The 15,268-nt window shown below is 72.4% G+C and carries 15 protein-coding genes; 11 read left to right on the top strand and 4 right to left on the bottom strand.

Features of this window, described 5'->3' with window-relative positions; translation table 11 throughout:
• Positions 1–68 precede the first annotated feature (68 nt).
• From ACZ7KF_RS33025 to ACZ7KF_RS33005, 5 genes are all read left to right on the top strand, one after another.
• On the top strand, positions 69–2,348 hold the full coding sequence (locus tag ACZ7KF_RS33025) for an ATP-dependent DNA helicase UvrD2 (RefSeq protein WP_471083381.1): 2,280 nt from the start codon (positions 69–71) through the stop codon (positions 2,346–2,348).
• Between the two features lie 164 nt (positions 2,349–2,512).
• Entirely contained in the window at positions 2,513–2,830 is a 318-nt protein-coding gene (locus ACZ7KF_RS33020) for a hypothetical protein (protein WP_471083378.1), read from the top strand.
• A gap of 174 nt (positions 2,831–3,004) precedes the next feature.
• Complete coding sequence (locus tag ACZ7KF_RS33015) at positions 3,005–3,373, top strand: WhiB family transcriptional regulator (protein WP_053664703.1); 369 nt, start codon at positions 3,005–3,007, stop codon at positions 3,371–3,373.
• The gene (locus ACZ7KF_RS33010; protein WP_356941895.1) at positions 3,370–3,693 is read left to right on the top strand and encodes a hypothetical protein; all 324 of its coding nucleotides are present in this window, start codon (positions 3,370–3,372) and stop codon (positions 3,691–3,693) included. Before ACZ7KF_RS33015 ends, ACZ7KF_RS33010 begins: the two co-directional genes overlap by 4 nt.
• Before the next feature lie 136 nt (positions 3,694–3,829).
• Positions 3,830–4,042, top strand: a complete 213-nt coding sequence (locus ACZ7KF_RS33005; protein ID WP_471083375.1) for a hypothetical protein — start codon at positions 3,830–3,832, stop codon at positions 4,040–4,042.
• A 79-nt stretch (positions 4,043–4,121) separates the two neighbouring features.
• Here the strand turns inward: ACZ7KF_RS33005 and ACZ7KF_RS33000 are convergent, their stop codons facing one another.
• Complete coding sequence (locus ACZ7KF_RS33000; RefSeq protein ID WP_471083372.1) at positions 4,122–5,498, bottom strand: ABC1 kinase family protein; 1,377 nt, start codon at positions 5,496–5,498, stop codon at positions 4,122–4,124.
• Positions 5,491–6,705, bottom strand: coding sequence for a TOMM precursor leader peptide-binding protein (locus ACZ7KF_RS32995; RefSeq protein ID WP_471083369.1), 1,215 nt, complete (start codon positions 6,703–6,705; stop codon positions 5,491–5,493). The genes ACZ7KF_RS33000 and ACZ7KF_RS32995 overlap by 8 nt, the downstream gene beginning before the upstream one ends.
• A gap of 321 nt (positions 6,706–7,026) precedes the next feature.
• Between ACZ7KF_RS32995 and ACZ7KF_RS32990 the strand changes: the two genes are divergently transcribed.
• The 4 genes from ACZ7KF_RS32990 (at position 7,027) to ACZ7KF_RS32975 (ending at position 11,050) form a co-directional block, all read left to right on the top strand.
• A complete protein-coding gene (locus tag ACZ7KF_RS32990) occupies positions 7,027–7,635 on the top strand; it encodes a M48 metallopeptidase family protein (protein ID WP_471083366.1) in 609 nt (202 codons plus the stop codon).
• 260 nt (positions 7,636–7,895) lie between these two features.
• Positions 7,896–9,584: a TerD family protein gene (locus ACZ7KF_RS32985; RefSeq protein WP_471083363.1), complete on the top strand. Its 1,689-nt coding sequence runs from the start codon at positions 7,896–7,898 to the stop codon at positions 9,582–9,584.
• A 12-nt stretch (positions 9,585–9,596) separates the two neighbouring features.
• Positions 9,597–10,277 carry an AIM24 family protein gene (locus ACZ7KF_RS32980; protein WP_225827999.1) on the top strand — a complete coding sequence of 227 codons (681 nt, stop codon included), beginning with the start codon at positions 9,597–9,599 and terminating at the stop codon, positions 10,275–10,277.
• Between the two features lie 17 nt (positions 10,278–10,294).
• Complete coding sequence (locus tag ACZ7KF_RS32975) at positions 10,295–11,050, top strand: AIM24 family protein (protein WP_471083359.1); 756 nt, start codon at positions 10,295–10,297, stop codon at positions 11,048–11,050.
• Between the two features lie 98 nt (positions 11,051–11,148).
• Here ACZ7KF_RS32975 and ACZ7KF_RS32970 read toward each other — a convergent pair whose 3' ends face one another.
• Positions 11,149–11,670, bottom strand: a complete 522-nt coding sequence (locus ACZ7KF_RS32970; RefSeq protein ID WP_471083356.1) for an NUDIX hydrolase — start codon at positions 11,668–11,670, stop codon at positions 11,149–11,151.
• On the bottom strand, positions 11,667–13,109 hold the full coding sequence (locus ACZ7KF_RS32965; RefSeq protein ID WP_471083353.1) for a zinc-dependent metalloprotease: 1,443 nt from the start codon (positions 13,107–13,109) through the stop codon (positions 11,667–11,669). The genes ACZ7KF_RS32970 and ACZ7KF_RS32965 overlap by 4 nt, the downstream gene beginning before the upstream one ends.
• Before the next feature lie 192 nt (positions 13,110–13,301).
• Here ACZ7KF_RS32965 and ACZ7KF_RS32960 point away from each other — a divergent pair, with 192 nt between their 5' ends.
• Positions 13,302–14,417, top strand: a complete 1,116-nt coding sequence (locus tag ACZ7KF_RS32960) for an SDR family oxidoreductase (RefSeq protein WP_471083350.1) — start codon at positions 13,302–13,304, stop codon at positions 14,415–14,417.
• A 120-nt stretch (positions 14,418–14,537) separates the two neighbouring features.
• A complete protein-coding gene (locus tag ACZ7KF_RS32955; RefSeq protein ID WP_471083347.1) occupies positions 14,538–14,999 on the top strand; it encodes a molybdenum cofactor biosynthesis protein MoaE in 462 nt (153 codons plus the stop codon).
• The last annotated feature ends 269 nt before the right edge of the window (positions 15,000–15,268 follow it).

Below are 15,268 nucleotides of genomic sequence, written 5' to 3'. Positions count from 1 at the left end.
GCCATTCCCGCCCGGGGTATGCCCGGGGCGCCGGGCTCCGGCCCGTGATGGCCACCGCATGAGCTGTGATGCCTGCCGCATTAGTACGACTGCGAGCCCCTGCCTGTGGACAACCGCCGCAGCCGTCCCGGACGACCTGGCAGCATGGCGGTGTGACAGCAGCAACGCACTTCCCCCTCGTCCCGCAGGTACCGGACTCTGCCGACGCGGTGCTCGAAGGGCTCGACCCCGAGCAGCGCGAGGTGGCCACCGCCCTGCACGGACCGGTGTGCGTCCTGGCCGGAGCGGGGACGGGCAAGACCCGGGCGATCACCCACCGCATCGCCTACGGCGTCCGCGCCGGCATCCTGCACCCCTCCAGCGTGCTCGCCGTCACCTTCACCAACCGCGCCGCCGGAGAGATGCGCGGCCGACTGCGCCAGCTCGGCGCCCAGGGGGTCCAGGCCCGCACCTTCCACTCCGCCGCCCTGCGCCAGCTCCAGTATTTCTGGCCGAAAGCGATCGGCGGTTCCCTGCCCCGGCTCATCGACCGCAAGATCCAGCTCGTCGCCGACGCGGCCGCCGGCCTGGGCACCCGGCTCGACCGGAACGAGCTGCGGGACGTGACGGCCGAGATCGAATGGTGCAAGGTCACGCAGACAGTCCCCGCCGACTACGCGTACGCGGCTGCGAAGGCCGGCCGCGAGACCCCGCGCGACCCGGCCGAGATCGCCCACCTCTACGCGGCCTACGAGGACCTCAAGCGCAACCGTGCGGTGATCGACTTCGAGGACGTCCTGCTGCTGACCGTCGCCGTCCTCCAGGACCGGCACGACATCGCAGAACAGGTCCGCGCGCAGTACCAGCACTTCGTCGTGGACGAGTACCAGGACGTCAGCCCCCTCCAGCAGCGGCTGCTGGACCTGTGGCTCGGCGAGCGGGACAACCTGTGCGTCGTCGGTGACGCCAGCCAGACCATCTACTCCTTCACGGGAGCAACGCCCGACCACCTCCTCGACTTCCGTGCCCGGCACCCCGGTGCCACGGTCGTGAAACTGGTCCGCGACTACCGCTCGACCCCCCAGGTCGTCCACCTCGCCAACGGCCTGCTCGCCCAGGCCCGGGGCCGCGCCGCCGACCACCGGCTGGAACTCGTCTCCCAGCGTCCCCAGGGACCCGAACCCGTCTACACGGAGTACACCGACGAGCCCGCCGAGGCCGAGGGCGCCGCCCGCCGCATCCGGGAGCTGATCGACGCGGGCGTCCCGGCCGCCGAGATCGCGGTGCTGTTCCGCACGAACTCCCAGTCCGAGACCTACGAACAGGCGCTCGCCGACGCCGGCGTCCCCTACCAGCTGCGCGGTGCCGAGCGCTTCTTCGACCGGCCCGAGGTCCGCAAGGCCGGCATCGCCCTGCGCGGCGCGGCCCGCTTCGGCGGCAACGACTCCCTCCTGGACGACGTCGTGGACCTGCCCTCCCAGGTGCGTGCCGTCCTCTCCGGCGAGGGCTGGACCAGCGAGCCCCCGGCCGGGTCCGGCGCCGTCAGAGAGCGCTGGGAATCCCTGGCCGCCCTGGTCAACCTCGCCCACGACCTCGCCGCCGCCAGACCCGGAGTGACCCTCGCCGACTTCGTGACGGAACTGGACGAGCGGGCGAACGCCCAGCACGCCCCGACCGTCCAGGGCGTCACCCTCGCCTCCCTGCACGCCGCCAAGGGACTGGAGTGGGACGTCGTCTTCCTGGTCGGCGTCGCCGAGGGCATGCTGCCCATCACCTACGCCCGGACCGACGAGCAGGTCGAGGAGGAACGCCGCCTTCTCTACGTCGGCGTCACCCGTGCGCGGGAACGCCTCCATGTCTCCTGGGCCCTGTCCCGCTCACCCGGTGGCCGCCCGAGCCGCAGAGCGAGCCGTTTCCTCGACGGCCTGCGCCCCGGCACCACCTCCACCGTCGGCCGTACCGGCGCCGGCACGGGCGGAGGCGTCGAGCGGGGGACCGTCGGGAGCGTCACCGCCACCCCGCGTCGCGCCCAGCGCACCCCCGCACGCTGCCGGGTCTGCGGGCGCACGCTCACCGAGGCGGGCGAGATGAAGCTGATGCGCTGCGCCGACTGCCCCTCGGACATGGACGAAGGGCTCTACGAGCGGCTCCGGGAGTGGCGGGCGGCCCAGGCCGAGCGCAGCGGCCAGCCGGACTTCTGCGTCTTCACCGACCGCACGCTGATGGCCATCGCCGAGACATGCCCGGACAGTTCCGCGGAACTCGCCCGCATCCCCGGCGTCCTCAGCCGCAAGCTGCGCAGTTACGGAGCCGATGTTCTCGCTATCTGTGCAGGCCAGGAGCCTGGCGGAGAGGCCGGGAGCGACTGATGCGAACTCGTCGAAAAAATAGTTTGCGCATGCCCCGGCAATCCCCATAGGTTCTAGGCACGGAAGCAGCGGCCTTCTCCAAGGCCCAGGTTCCGTGTTGTACTTGCATATCCGAACGGACTGGTTCACCCCGGTCCCAGAGACGCCGAGAGGAGGCGAGTCCAGTGATCAGCATCAACATCAGCACCATCAGCACGGCCAAACTGACCGATCGCTCGACCGTCTCCACGTGCATTCTCGGCGCCTCGAACCAGGGCACCGGTCTGTCCGGCATCCGTGCCGTGCGTCCGGCGTCCTCCCCTGCCCTCGCGGGTCTTGTCCGTGAGGGCAATGAGCGACCGACCAAGGCACTGGAAGCGGTAGCGGCACAGGCACATGCCTATGCCTTTGCGGCGGCCGGTGCCGGATTCCGGAAGCAGACGACGCAGCACCACCTGATGTGGGCCTTCCGTGGGCCAGAACCCTGGAGTGATCCAGCCTGATCGCCGATCAGGCCGGCGCCTTCAGGGCCGCGGAACCCCATCCGGGATCCGCGGCCCTTCTGTTTGCCCCGAACGGGGACGACGGAGCGAAGGGGCCTCGGGACAGGAAGAGAACCCGGTACCCAGCCGACACCCGGTCAACCGGCCGGAACGACCAGACGAGGAAAACCAACCGTGCAACTCGAAGCGCACGCCCCGTCCGTACCGCCTTCGCAAACGATCCCCCCGCCCGGCCTCACGGAGGACTCCACCTTGATCCCCCTCACCGCGCTCACCGCGCTCGACGACGCCATCGAGAACCTCGGCGTACCCGTCCCCTGCCGCTCCTACGACCCGGAGGTCTTCTTCGCCGAGTCGCCCGCGGACGTGGAGTACGCCAAGTCCCTCTGCCGCACCTGCCCGCTGATCGAGGCCTGCCTCGCCGGCGCCAAGGAGCGACGCGAGCCCTGGGGCGTGTGGGGCGGCGAGCTGTTCGTCCAGGGTGTCGTCGTCGCCCGGAAGCGGCCGCGTGGTCGCCCGCGGAAGAACCCGGTCACGGCATGAACACCGCAGGAACGATCGATCGCCCCCTCACGCACGACCCCAAGAAGCAGGCCCCGATGAAGCCGTCCACCAGCGAGCCCGCCGGCTCCGCGACCTCAGACTTCACCACCACCGGCGCGACCGAAGCGCGTCAGAACAGGAACCGAGAGATGCAACTCATGCAAGAAGCCCTGGCTCGTGCGCATATGCACGAACGGCTTCATGACGCCGTGCGCGAACGCCGGGCCATGCGCCTGGTGGTCGCCCAGCGGATGCAGCGCCGGGCCGAGCGCGCCTCGCTGCGCGCCCGCCGCGCGCTCGCCATGGCCGTCATGCAGTAACGATCACACCTGAGCAGCGGTGGCCTCCCGGACGAGGGAGGCGAACTCTCCCCGCGGGGGCCGGTCCGTCCGAACGGACCGGCCCCCGCGGTGCGTTGCGCACGCCGATCCACGCTCACGGGGTTATCGTCGCCGGGTGACGAGTCTTCCCGGAGAAAGTGATCAGGGCGGCTCCACCGCGGAGCGCCACCGTCTCGTGTGCGCCCGCTGCGGCACCCCCGCCGACGGCCCGCCGCCGGTCACGTGGACCTGTTCCGTGGAGAACGGTCTCCGTCAGTACTTCTGCGACGCCTGTTCGCGGGAGAATCTCCGGGCGATCGAGGGACGGCTGGACTCGGCCTGGTGGTGACAGGCACCCGTGCCGATGACGGCCTCGGACGCCTCGCCGATAGCCGACGGCAACGGCGACCGCACGCACCGGCGGCCGCTCACCCCTCCGCCGCCTCCTCCTCCCCGCCGACGTCGTCGGCGAGGCCGGCCACGAAGCCCGGCAGCCACTCCTCCAGCTCCTCCCGCAGCCGTACCGTGGCGCCCAGCTGGCACAGGACCCCGATGGTGCTCAGGGTCACCCGGTGTATCAGCAGATAGGCCGGCGGCAGATTGAGCCGCTTGGCCAGCTGGTATGCGGGTGAGCGGGGGTCGCCGATGCGGGCGGCCTGGCTGCGCATCCAGGAGCGGGTGAAGGTGAACGCGTCCACCCGGGCCGGCTCGATGATCGGCAGCAGATAGTCGAGGACCGCCTCGGGGTCCAGCTCGATGCTCTCCTTGACGAACCCCTCCGCGCAGAGCAGCTCGTAGACCGTCTCGGCGTCGCCGTCCAGCGTCATCCGCAGGGAGACGCCGATCGGGGTCGGCAGGCCGCCGGGGAGCCGGTCGACCGTGCCGAAGTCCAGGACGCCCAGGCGCCAGTCGTCCTCACCGGCCGGGCCGCCGGGCAGCAGACGGAAGTTGCCCGGGTGCGGGTCGGCGTGCAGCAGGCCGGTGCGGGCCGGCCCCGAGAACAGGAAGCGGGCCAGGAGCTGACCGGCCCGGTCACGCTGCTCCTGGGTGCCGTCCGCGATGATCTCGGACAGCGGGACGCCGTCGATCCATTCGGTGACCAGCACCTGATCGCACTGGTGCACCACCGCCGGGACGACCACGTCCGGATCGTCCGCGAACTCCTCCGCGTGCACGCTCTGGGCCTGGGCCTCCAGGCCGTAGTCCAGCTCCTCGGAGACGCGGTCCCGCAGCTCCGTGATCAGCGGCTTGATGTCCATGCCCGGAATGAGCGGCCCCAACAGCCGGGCGAAACGGCTCAGTTGACCGAGGTCGGAGAGCAGTGCCTCCCCGGCGCCCGGATACTGCACCTTGACCGCCACCTCACGGCCGTCGTGCCACACCGCCCGGTGCACCTGGCCGATCGAGGCCGCGGCGGCCGGCTTGTCCTCGAACTCCTCGAACAGCTCGCGCCAGTCCGGCCCCAGTCGCTCCTGGAGCACCCCGTGCACCGTACGGGTCGGCATCGGCGGGGCCGCTTCCTGCAGCTTGGTCAGAGCCGCGCGGTAGGGACCGGCGATCTCCTCCGGCAGCGCCGACTCGAAGACGGACAGGGCCTGCCCGAACTTCATCGCGCCGCCCTTCAGCTCGCCGAGCACCTTGAACAATTGCTCCGCCGTGCGCTGCTGCAGCTCGCGGCCGACGATCTCCGCGGACTCGCCCACGATTCGTTTGCCCAGCCCCCAGGTCGCCCGCCCGGCGAAGCCGAGCGGGAGCGCGGCGAGCTTGGCGGTACGGGTGACCGCCTTCCGGGGAAGATCAGACATGCGCCCTCCAGGTCCCAGTCGGCCGCGCAGCGCCTGCTTCGCGTCCTCGCTCAGTCGACGGCCGTTGCACCGCCATTGTCGCGCGTGGCTCCCCGCTGGTTGAGGAGTGCTCCCTTTTACCTCTCTCCGCGGCCCCGCAGTCGCACTCCGGATGCGCCGGGACCGGCCGGGCGCGCCAGGTCAGGCCGGGCAGGGACACCTCCCAGCGGGCTCCCGAGCTGGACGGTGGCTCCCCGTCGAGGAAGGTCAGGGCGTGGGCAGCCGCGAGACCGGCCACCGCCGTGGCCAGCGCGAGATCGCAGGCCCCCACCCGGCGGGCCCGGCCGGAACGCCACTGGGTGACCAGCCGGGGCCAGACGGGGTCCCGCTCCGCGCGCTCCCGGTCCAGACAGCCGGCGCAGCCGGTCTCGCCGGGCAGGACCAGCGGGCCGACGACTCCCGTGCCCTCCACGACACCGGCATACAGATGGGGCGTGCCGGAGGCCATGAGCGGTTCGGCGGTGAACGGATCCGGGGCGTGCACGGCGACGTCGTCCCGGGGCGCGAGGATCACCAGGGAGAGGCCGGGGTCGTCGGTGCCGGACCCGGGGGAGTGATCGCGGCGCGGCGGGCGGTCCGGCGCGGCGCGGCGGGCGGCGGCCCGCGCCGCCGCGTCCCGGCGGTCCCCGAGCGACTCGGCCGGCAGACCGCCCGGCGCCACGTCCCACGGCTCCACGCGGCCCACGTCGCGGACGTCGACCTCGCCCACGCCGGCACCCGACAGGACCGACGCCAGCAGGGCGCCGACCCGGCCCGCTCCCCGCACCCGCACCCGCAGCGCACGCCGGGCCGCGAGCCGGGCCGGTGCGTCGCCCGGCTCGTGGGTGACGAGGGACAGCGAGGCGAGGTCGGGGCGCAGCCGGTCGAGGACGTCCGGCTTCTCCCGCAGCGCGTCCGCGGCCGGTCCGCCACCGCGCGCGTCGTCGACGAGACCCGCGCGGGCCAGCCGCGCCACCAGCGCGTCGACACGGTCGGGCGGCACGTCCATCCGGCGGCCCTCCTCGCGCAGCAGCGGCAGCCCCCGGGTGCCGTCGAGCAGGTCCAGGAAGCTGCCCGAGGCCGTGTCCACGGGCCCCAGCGTCAGTGCGTGCGCCGGAGTCATCCCGAACTGCACGGTGTTGCGGTCCCGCCAGCCGCGCCGCAGCGCGGGCTTCACCACCGGATGCATGACTGAGCCCCCGAATCCCTGCAGACGTCCGGCGAGACGTCCTGAACGCCTGATACACCCCGTATGTCGGACGGCGGAACCCGTTGCGTTCCGCCCGACGCCTGCCAGCATGCCCGGCCCGTGCGCCGCGCGCCGAAAGTTGTCCACAGGCTGAGGAATTCGTCGTACAAACCGAGGGCACGTCAAACACCAACCGGTCAGGAGAATCCACGCATATCCGAGCGCGGGATCGGTCGTACGAATCCCACACATGGTGGGGGATCGGCGGTGAACCGTCCGGGGGCCGGGACTTTGCCCGGGCCCACCGGGTAACGTCGGGGCGTGCCCGCCGACCCTCTGCACCGCGCCGGTGCATCACAGCGCAGCACGACGAGTCAGCCGCCGCCCGGCGCCTCGGGGGCGAGCGCGATCGAGGTCCGCAGAAGTGCCCGGCGCCGCCGGACGGTCTCCGCGTACCGCGAGGGCGATCGCACCGTCGTGCTGATCCCCGCCCGGATGTCGAAGGCGGAGGAGCAGCGCTGGGTGAGCGTCATGCTCGCCAAGCTCGCCGCCCAAGAGAGCAAGCGGGTGCCGGGCGACGCCGAGCTGATCGAGCGCGCCGAGCGGCTGTCGGCCCAGTACTTCGACGGCCGGGCCCGCCCCGCCACCGTGCGCTGGGTCACCAACCAGAACACCCGCTGGGGTTCGTGCACCCCGGCCGAGGGCAGCATCCGGCTCTCGCACCGGCTGCAGGGGATGCCCGAGTACGTCATCGACTATGTCCTCTGCCATGAGCTGGCCCATCTCCTGGTCCCCGGCCACGGCGCCGACTTCTGGCGGCTGTTGGAGGCCTATCCGCGCACCGAGCGGGCCCGCGGCTACCTCGAAGGGGTGGTCGCCGCCGCACGGCTGCCGCATCTCCCGGGCGCCCACGACGACCGGGAGGACTGAGCGCCGGTCCGCGCGCCCGAACGGGTCCTCACCGTGCGCCCACGCGTGCGGGGTGCCGCCCGGCGGCGCGTCCGTCACCGCGCGCCCACGCGTGTCCGGGGTGCCGCGCGGCGGCGTGGCCGTGCGTCGTCGCGTGTGAGCGGCCGGGTGCGGTTGTGTACCGGCTCTGTACCGACCACGCCCTGTCGGGGCCGATGCCGGTCTTTGCCGTTAGCCTGGCGCGACGCACTCACATTCGGGATGGGGGACGGTCGTAACGCATGGCCAGGCAATTCCAACGCGGCCACAAGGCCAGGATCAGTGACCTCACGGCGGGCACCGATCTGTACGTAGGCGTGCAGATCTCCGCCCCCGGGCTGACCTTCGACATCAGCTGCTTCGGTCTGGACGCCGACGAGCGTCTCTCGGACGACCGGTACTTCGTCTTCTTCAACCAGCCGAAGTCCCCGGAGGAGTCCGTCCAGCTGCTGGGTGCCCAGGCGGGTGACACGGAGTCGTTCCGGGTCACGCTCGACCGGATCCCCTCGCACATCCGCAAACTGTCCTTCACCGCGACCGTCGACGGCGCCGGCCAGATGTCGCAGATCGCTCCCGGATACCTCCGCATCGTCGCGGGCGGCGAGGAGGTCGCGCGGTACTCCTTCGACGGCTCGGAGTTCTCCACCGAGCGGGCCGTGATGCTCGGTGACTTCTACTTCAAGGACGTGTGGCGCTTCGCCGCGGTCGGACAGGGCTTCGACGGCGGTCTGGAGGCGCTGCTGAAGAACTTCGGCGGCGAGGTGCAGGAGGAGGCGCCCGCGGCCCCGCAGCAGCCGCAGCCCGGCGCGGCCCCCGGCTTCGCCCCGCCCGCCCAGACCGCCCCGGCGCCCGCGTTCGGCGCCCCGGCCGCACCCGCCCCGGCTCCGGCACCCGCCCCGGCACCCGCCCCGGCTCCCGCACCGCAGCCCGCTCCGGCACCGCAGGGCTTCGCCCCGCCGCCCGGCCACACCCCGCCCCCGGCGTCCGCGCCGAACGTGCACGGCGCGCCCACGGTCGTCGCGCCTCTGGCCCCGCCTGCCGGAGGCACCGTCCCGCCGCCGGCCGCGCCCCCGGCCCCCGCGCCTTACGGCCAGCCGCCCCAGCAGCCGTCCTACGGCGGCCAGCCCGGCGCGCCGATGCCCCCCGGATACGGCCAGCAGCCGCCGTCCTACGGCGGCCAGCCGACCCCGCCCATGCCCCCGGGCTACGGACAGGTCCCCGGCCAGCCGCCCGCGTCCTACGGAGTCCCGCAGGGCGCGCCCCAGGGCGGTGCCGGTGTGACGGCCGCGCTCCAGGCGTTCAAGGAGACGCCGACCGGCCAGCGCTGGACGCAGCAGAACAAGAAGCTGATCCGTGTCGACCTCGGCATCGGCGGCCAGCCGGTGCTGGCCCGGCAGGGCAGCATGGTGCTCTACCAGGGCAAGGTCGACTTCGGCTACAAGGGCGCCGGCTTCATGGGCCGGGTCGTGGGCAACGCCACCGGCCAGGAGATGCAGCTGATGCGCTGCACCGGCCAGGGCCAGGTGTTCCTCGCCGAGGACTCCACCCATCTGCACCCGGTCGAGCTGCAGGGCGACGCGATCTGCGTGTCCGCGGAGAACGTCCTCGCCTTCGACGAGAGCCTCCAGTACGAGGTCCGCCGGATCGAGGGGCACGGGATCCCGGGCGGCGCGCTGTTCACCATGCAGTTCCAGGGCACGGGCACGATCGTCGTCAAGACGCACGGCACGCCCGTGGTGCTGCCGGTCACGCCGACCACCTTCGCCGACTGCAACGCCGTCGTCGCCTGGTCGGCCGCCTCCCAGGTGATCGTGTCCAGCCAGGTCCGCATGCGCCGCAACGCCTACCCGGGCGACACCGGCGAGAGCGTCAACCTCCAGTTCCGGGGCGCGCCCGGCAACTTCATCGTCGTCCAGCCCTACGAGGTCTAGAGGGAGCCCGTCATGAACCAGCCGCTCGCGGGCTTCGCCCCCGCACCCGTCACCGCCCGCATGGAGAACCACGGCAACCACATGCTGAAGGTCGCCATGCAGACCGGGAACGACCTCCTCGCGCGCGTGGGCTCGATGGTCGCCTACGAAGGCTTCATCCAGTACGAGCCCAACCCGCCGGCCGTCCGGCAGATCGCCCGCGACTGGGTGACCGGCGAGGGGGCGCCGCTGATGAAGTGCTCCGGCGACGGCCTGCTCTACCTCGCCGACTACGGCGCCGACGTCGTCGTGATCAACCTCAACGGCGACGGCATCTCCGTCAACGCCACCAACCTGCTCGCCTTCGACGCCCACCTCAGCTGGGGCGTGGAGCGTGTCAAGGGACTCGCGAAGTTCGCCGGACAGGGCCTGTGGAACACGAAGATCTCCGGGCAGGGCTGGGTCGCGCTGACCTCCCGGGGCAAGCCGATCGTCGTGGACTGCGGCGGCGGCGAGGACGAGACGTACGTCGACCCCGACGCGCTCGTCGCCTGGTCGCCGAACCTGAAGGTGAAGGGCAAGCGCAGCTTCAAGGCCCAGTCGCTGATCGGCCGGGGCAGCGGCGAGGCCTACCAGATGGCCTTCTCCGGACAGGGCATCGTCGTCGTCCAGCCCAGCGAGGACAGCACCGACCGCCTCCGGTTCCGGGGCTGAGGGGGAGCCAGAACACCATGCAGAGCCCGCTTTTCGCGCACAACGACCTCCAGACCCAGGAGCGCTGGAGTCTGCAGAACGCGCAGATGCTCCGGGTCACCCTGGAGGGCCACGACGACATCCTCGCCCGCAAGGGCACCATGGTCGCCTACCAGGGCCTCGTCGAGTTCGACGCCGAGTACCGCAGCAACGGCCAGGCACGCGCGCGTGCGCACACCGGCGAGGGCCTGGACCTGATGCGCTGTCACGGACAGGGCACCGTCTACCTGGCCAACCTCGCCCAGCGCGTGCACATCATGGACGTCGAGCAGGACGGGCTGACCGTCGACAGCTCCTACGTCCTCGCCATGGACTCCTCGCTGCACCACGAGGTCATCGCCGTCGACAGCCTCTACGGCATCTCCGGCTCCGGGAAGTACCAGCTGAACATCACCGGACGCGGCCGGGTCGCCCTGATGACCTCGGGCGCGCCGCTGCTGATGCAGGTCACACCCGACAAGTACGTCAACTGCGACGCCGACGCGATCGTCGCCTGGTCCACCGGACTGCGCGTGCAGATGCAGGCCCAGACCCATTCGTCCGGCGTGTGGCGCCGGCGCGGCAGCACCGGCGAGGGCTGGGAGCTGAGCTTCATGGGCTCCGGGTTCGCGCTCGTGCAGCCCAGCGAGCTGCTGCCGCCGCAGAACGCGCAGATCGGGCAGGGCCTCGCCGCCCAGTTCGGCATGGGGCAGCAGGGGGCACGCGGTCAGAACCAGGGCAACGTCTGGAGCTGAGCCGGCGCCACGGCCCGAACGGGACGAGAAGGCGCACGTGAGGGGGTGGCCGCCCGGGCGGCCACCCCCTCACCTTGTCGAAGCCGGGCGCGACTCGGTCAGAGCCGGGAGCGCGTGGCCTCCAGCAGGCGTACGACCGACTCGTCCGCCACGTCCGCGACCTCGTCGTACGCGTACCAGCGCAGGTCGAGCGACTCGTCGCTGATCTCCTGCACCGCGCCGGGCGGCGCCAGGACCGCGTACTGGACGTCGAAGTGCCAGTGGCACGGCGCCGGGATCGGATGCCGGTCCAGCCGCACCGGGCCGCCGGGCAGCAGTGTCAGCCCGGCGATGCCGGACTCCTCGGTCGCCTCGCGCAGGGCCGCCGCCTCCAGCGTGGGATCACCCGGCTCGCAGTGACCGCCCATCTGCAGCCACATCCGCAGCTTCCTGTGCAGCGTGAGCAGCACCCGGCCGTGCTCGGGATCGATCACCAGGGCGCTGGCCGTGAGATGGCCCGCCGGACAGGCCTTCCACATGCCGTCCGGATGGGCCGCCAGGTGGTCCAGGTATGCCTGGCGCAGCTTCTCCTGGTCCTCGTACCCCTTCAGGACGAGGACCGCGTCGTCGTACAGGCTCACTCGGCGTCGTCGCCCTCGGCGTCGTCGTCCTTCTTGCGCAGGTCCGGCTTGCCCTCCTGGCCGCCCGCCGCCTCGCCGAGCAACTTGTCCAGCTCGGAGAAGTCCATGTGCTCGCGGTGGACGAAGCCGTCCGGGTCGTCCAGGTCGGTCGCGGTCGGCAGCATGTCCGGGTGGGCCCACAGGCCGTCCCGGCCGTCGACCCCGCGCGCGTCCGTGAGCGAGGCCCACAGGCGGGAGGCGTCGCGCAGCCGGCGCGGGCGCAGCTCCAGTCCGATCAGCGTGGCGAACGTCTGCTCCGCCGGGCCGCCGGTGGCGCGGCGCCGGCGCAGCGTCTCGCGCAGGGCGTCCGCGGACGCCAGGCGCGGCTTCGCGGCGGTGTGGACCACCGCGTCCACCCAGCCCTCCACGAGCGCCAGAGCGGTCTCCAGACGGGCCAGCGCGGCCTTCTGCTCGGGCGTGTCCTCGGGCTGGAACATGCCCTGCTGGAGCGCGTCCTGCAGCTGCTCGGGATTCTGCGGGTCGAACTGGCCGACCACGTCCTCCAGCTTGGCCGTGTCGACCTTGATCCCGCGGGCGTAGCCGTCGACCGCGCCGAACAGGTGCGAGCGCAGCCACGGCACGTGGGCGAACAGACGCTGGTGGGCGGCCTCGCGCAGGGCCAGGTAGAGCCGCACCTCGTCCTGCGGCACGCCCAGGTCCTTGCCGAACGTCTCCACGTTGGCCGGGAGCAGCGCGGCCTTGCCGGCCGGGCCCAGCGGCAGACCGATGTCGGTCGAGCCGACGACCTCGCCCGCGAGCACGCCCACGGCCTGCCCGATCTGCGTGCCGAACATGGCACCGCCCATCGAGCGCATCATGCCGATCAGCGGGCCCGCCATGGCCTGCATCTCCTCCGGCAGGACGTCACCCATGGCCGCGCCGACCCGCTCGGCGACCGGGTCGACCAGCTCCTGCCAGGCGGGCAGGGTCGCCTCGACCCACTCCGCGCGCGACCAGGCCACCGCCGTGCCGGAGCCCGACGGCAGGGACGTCGCGTCGTCCAGCCACAGGTCGGCCAGGCGGACGGCGTCCTCCACCGCCTTGCGCTCGGCGGCGCCCACGCTGGCGTCCTTGGTGCCGTCCGCGGTGCCCTGGGCGACCGTCTGGCGGGCGATCTGCTTGGCCATGTCCCAGTTCACCGGGCCGCCCTCGTACGAGAGCATCTGGCCCAGCTGCTGGAAGGCGGCGCCCAGGTCGGTGGGGTTCAGGGATCCGAACATGGCTGCGAGCGGGTTGTCGGCGCCGGGGCCGCCAAAGCCGCCGGCTCCGGGCAGATCGCCGAAACCGAACGGATTGGCCGGTCCCTGCCCACCACCGCTCTGCTGGTCCTTCTTCTTGCCCTCGTCGCCGTCCTCCGGCTCCTCCGGCGGAAGGCCGAAACCGAATGGGGTGTTACTCACGGGAATCCTCGGCTGGTAAGGCCACCGGTTTCGCTCCGGCGGCGCGGCTGCCCGACAACACCACCCAGCGTAGACACCCGGACCCGATCGGGCCTCGGTGCTCCGCCCGCGGAAGGCCTGCGGCAGGATGGATGCACCTGGTACGTACGCGTCACTCGCGCCCGTACTGAAGACAACCGCTGGAGACGCCCGGTGAGTTCCCCAGATCCACAGGTTCGCGCAGCGCGAAACCCGTCAACCCATCCCGCCGTGCGCGGGCCCGTCGTCGCGGTGACCGGAGCCGCCACCGGGGTCGGTGCCCTGCTCACCGAGCGGCTGGCCGCGTCCGACGAGGTCAAACAGGTCGTGGCCCTCGACGAGCGGCGAGGCGAGTGCGCCGGCGCGCAGTGGCACATCCTCGACGTCCGCGACCCCGCGATCGCGGAGAAGCTGCGGGGCGTCGACGTGGTCGTCCACCTCGCGCTCGACCTCGACCTGGAGACCGATCCCGCGGCGCGCACGGCTTACAACGTCCGGGGGACGCAGACCGTGCTGACCGCCGCCGCGGCGGCCGGCGTGCACCGGGTGGTGCTGTGCACCTCGGCGATGGTCTACGGCGCCCTGCCGGACAACGAGCTGCCCCTGTCGGAGGACGCCGAGCTGCGCGCCACCGCCGAGGCCACCGGGGTCGGGGACCTGCTGGAGATCGAGCGGCTGGCGCGGCGCGCGCCCCGGGCGCATCCCGGGCTGAACGTCACCGTGGTACGGCCCGCCGTGCTCGTGGGCGGCGGCACGGACACCGCGCTGACCAGGTATTTCGAGTCGCCGCGGCTGCTCGTCGTGGCCGGCTCGCGGCCCGCGTGGCAGTTCTGCCATGTCGAGGATCTGTGCAGCGCCCTGGAGTACGCCGTGCTGGAGAAGGTCGACGGGGAGCTGGCCGTCGGCTGTGACGGGTGGCTGGAGCAGGAGGAGGTCGAGGAGCTGAGCGGGATCCGGCGGATGGAGCTGCCGTCGGCGGTCGCGCTCGGCGCGGCGGCCCGGCTGCACCGGATCGGGCTCACTCCGTCGCCGGCCGGGGACCTGGCGTACACGATGTACCCCTGGGTGGTCAGCGGGAGCCGGCTGCACGATGCCGGGTGGCGGCCGCAGTGGACCAACGAGGAGGTGCTGGCCGAGCTGCTGGAGGAGGTGTCCGGGCGGCACACGGTGGCCGGGCGGCGGCTGGGGCGCAAGGACGCCACGGCGGCCGGTGCGGCGGGGGCGACCGTGGCCCTGCTGGGCGCGGCGGCCGTCGTACGGCGGGCCCGGAAGGCCCGGCGGCGCGTCTGAGCCGCGGGGCGGCGGGGCGGGCGCGCCGCGTCCGCTGTAGAAGCATCCAAAACGTTCCTCGCGCGTGCCTGGTGAAACTCGTATTCCGTGGTGTCACACGCATGCGGCACGATGGGGGGCATGGCACAGACGAACGAGCACCCCGGTGAGCAGGCGGCCCAGGAGCCCATCAAGCTGATCGCCGTCCGGGAGACCCCGCTCTCCGTGGACGAGGTGTTCCGGGCGGTCGGGGACGACGCGGCCGGGGGCATCGCCCTGTTCGTGGGGACGGTGCGGAACCACGACGGGGGTGCCGACGTGGACGCGCTCGGGTACTCCTGTCACCCGAGTGCCGAGGCCGAGATGCGGCGGATCGCGGAGAAGGTCGTCGCGGACCACCCCGTGCGGGCGCTGGCCGCCGTCCACCGGGTGGGGGACCTCCGGGTCGGGGACCTCGCGGTCGTCGTCGCCGTGGCCTGTCCGCACCGCGCGGAGGCCTTCGACGCCTGCCGCAAGCTGATCGACGACCTCAAGCACGAGGTGCCCATCTGGAAGCACCAGAAGTTCTCCGACGGCACCGAGGAGTGGGTCGGCGCCTGCTGACCCGGGCCGGCGCCTGCCTGATGCTGATCAGACCGGCGCCTGCTGACCCGGGCTGGCGCCCGCCTGACCCAGGCCGGCGCCTGCTGCCCTCGTCGGTTCTGCCCCCGTTCGGCGCCCGTGCGGGCCCCCGCCGGTGCCTGCCTGCCTCGGCCTGGGCCCGCCGCCTCCGTCGCATCTCTGTTCACGTTCGGCCAACCGTGGCCCTCCGGTTGCGTAACCGGCACCCTCGCGTGAGCGTTGTCCGTGCGGATGGTTAATCTGCTGATCAG

Source organism: Streptomyces sp. NPDC038200, from assembly GCF_055600785.1.
Note: the sequence above shows the minus strand (reverse complement) of the source record. Positions and strands in the feature narration are given on the sequence as shown.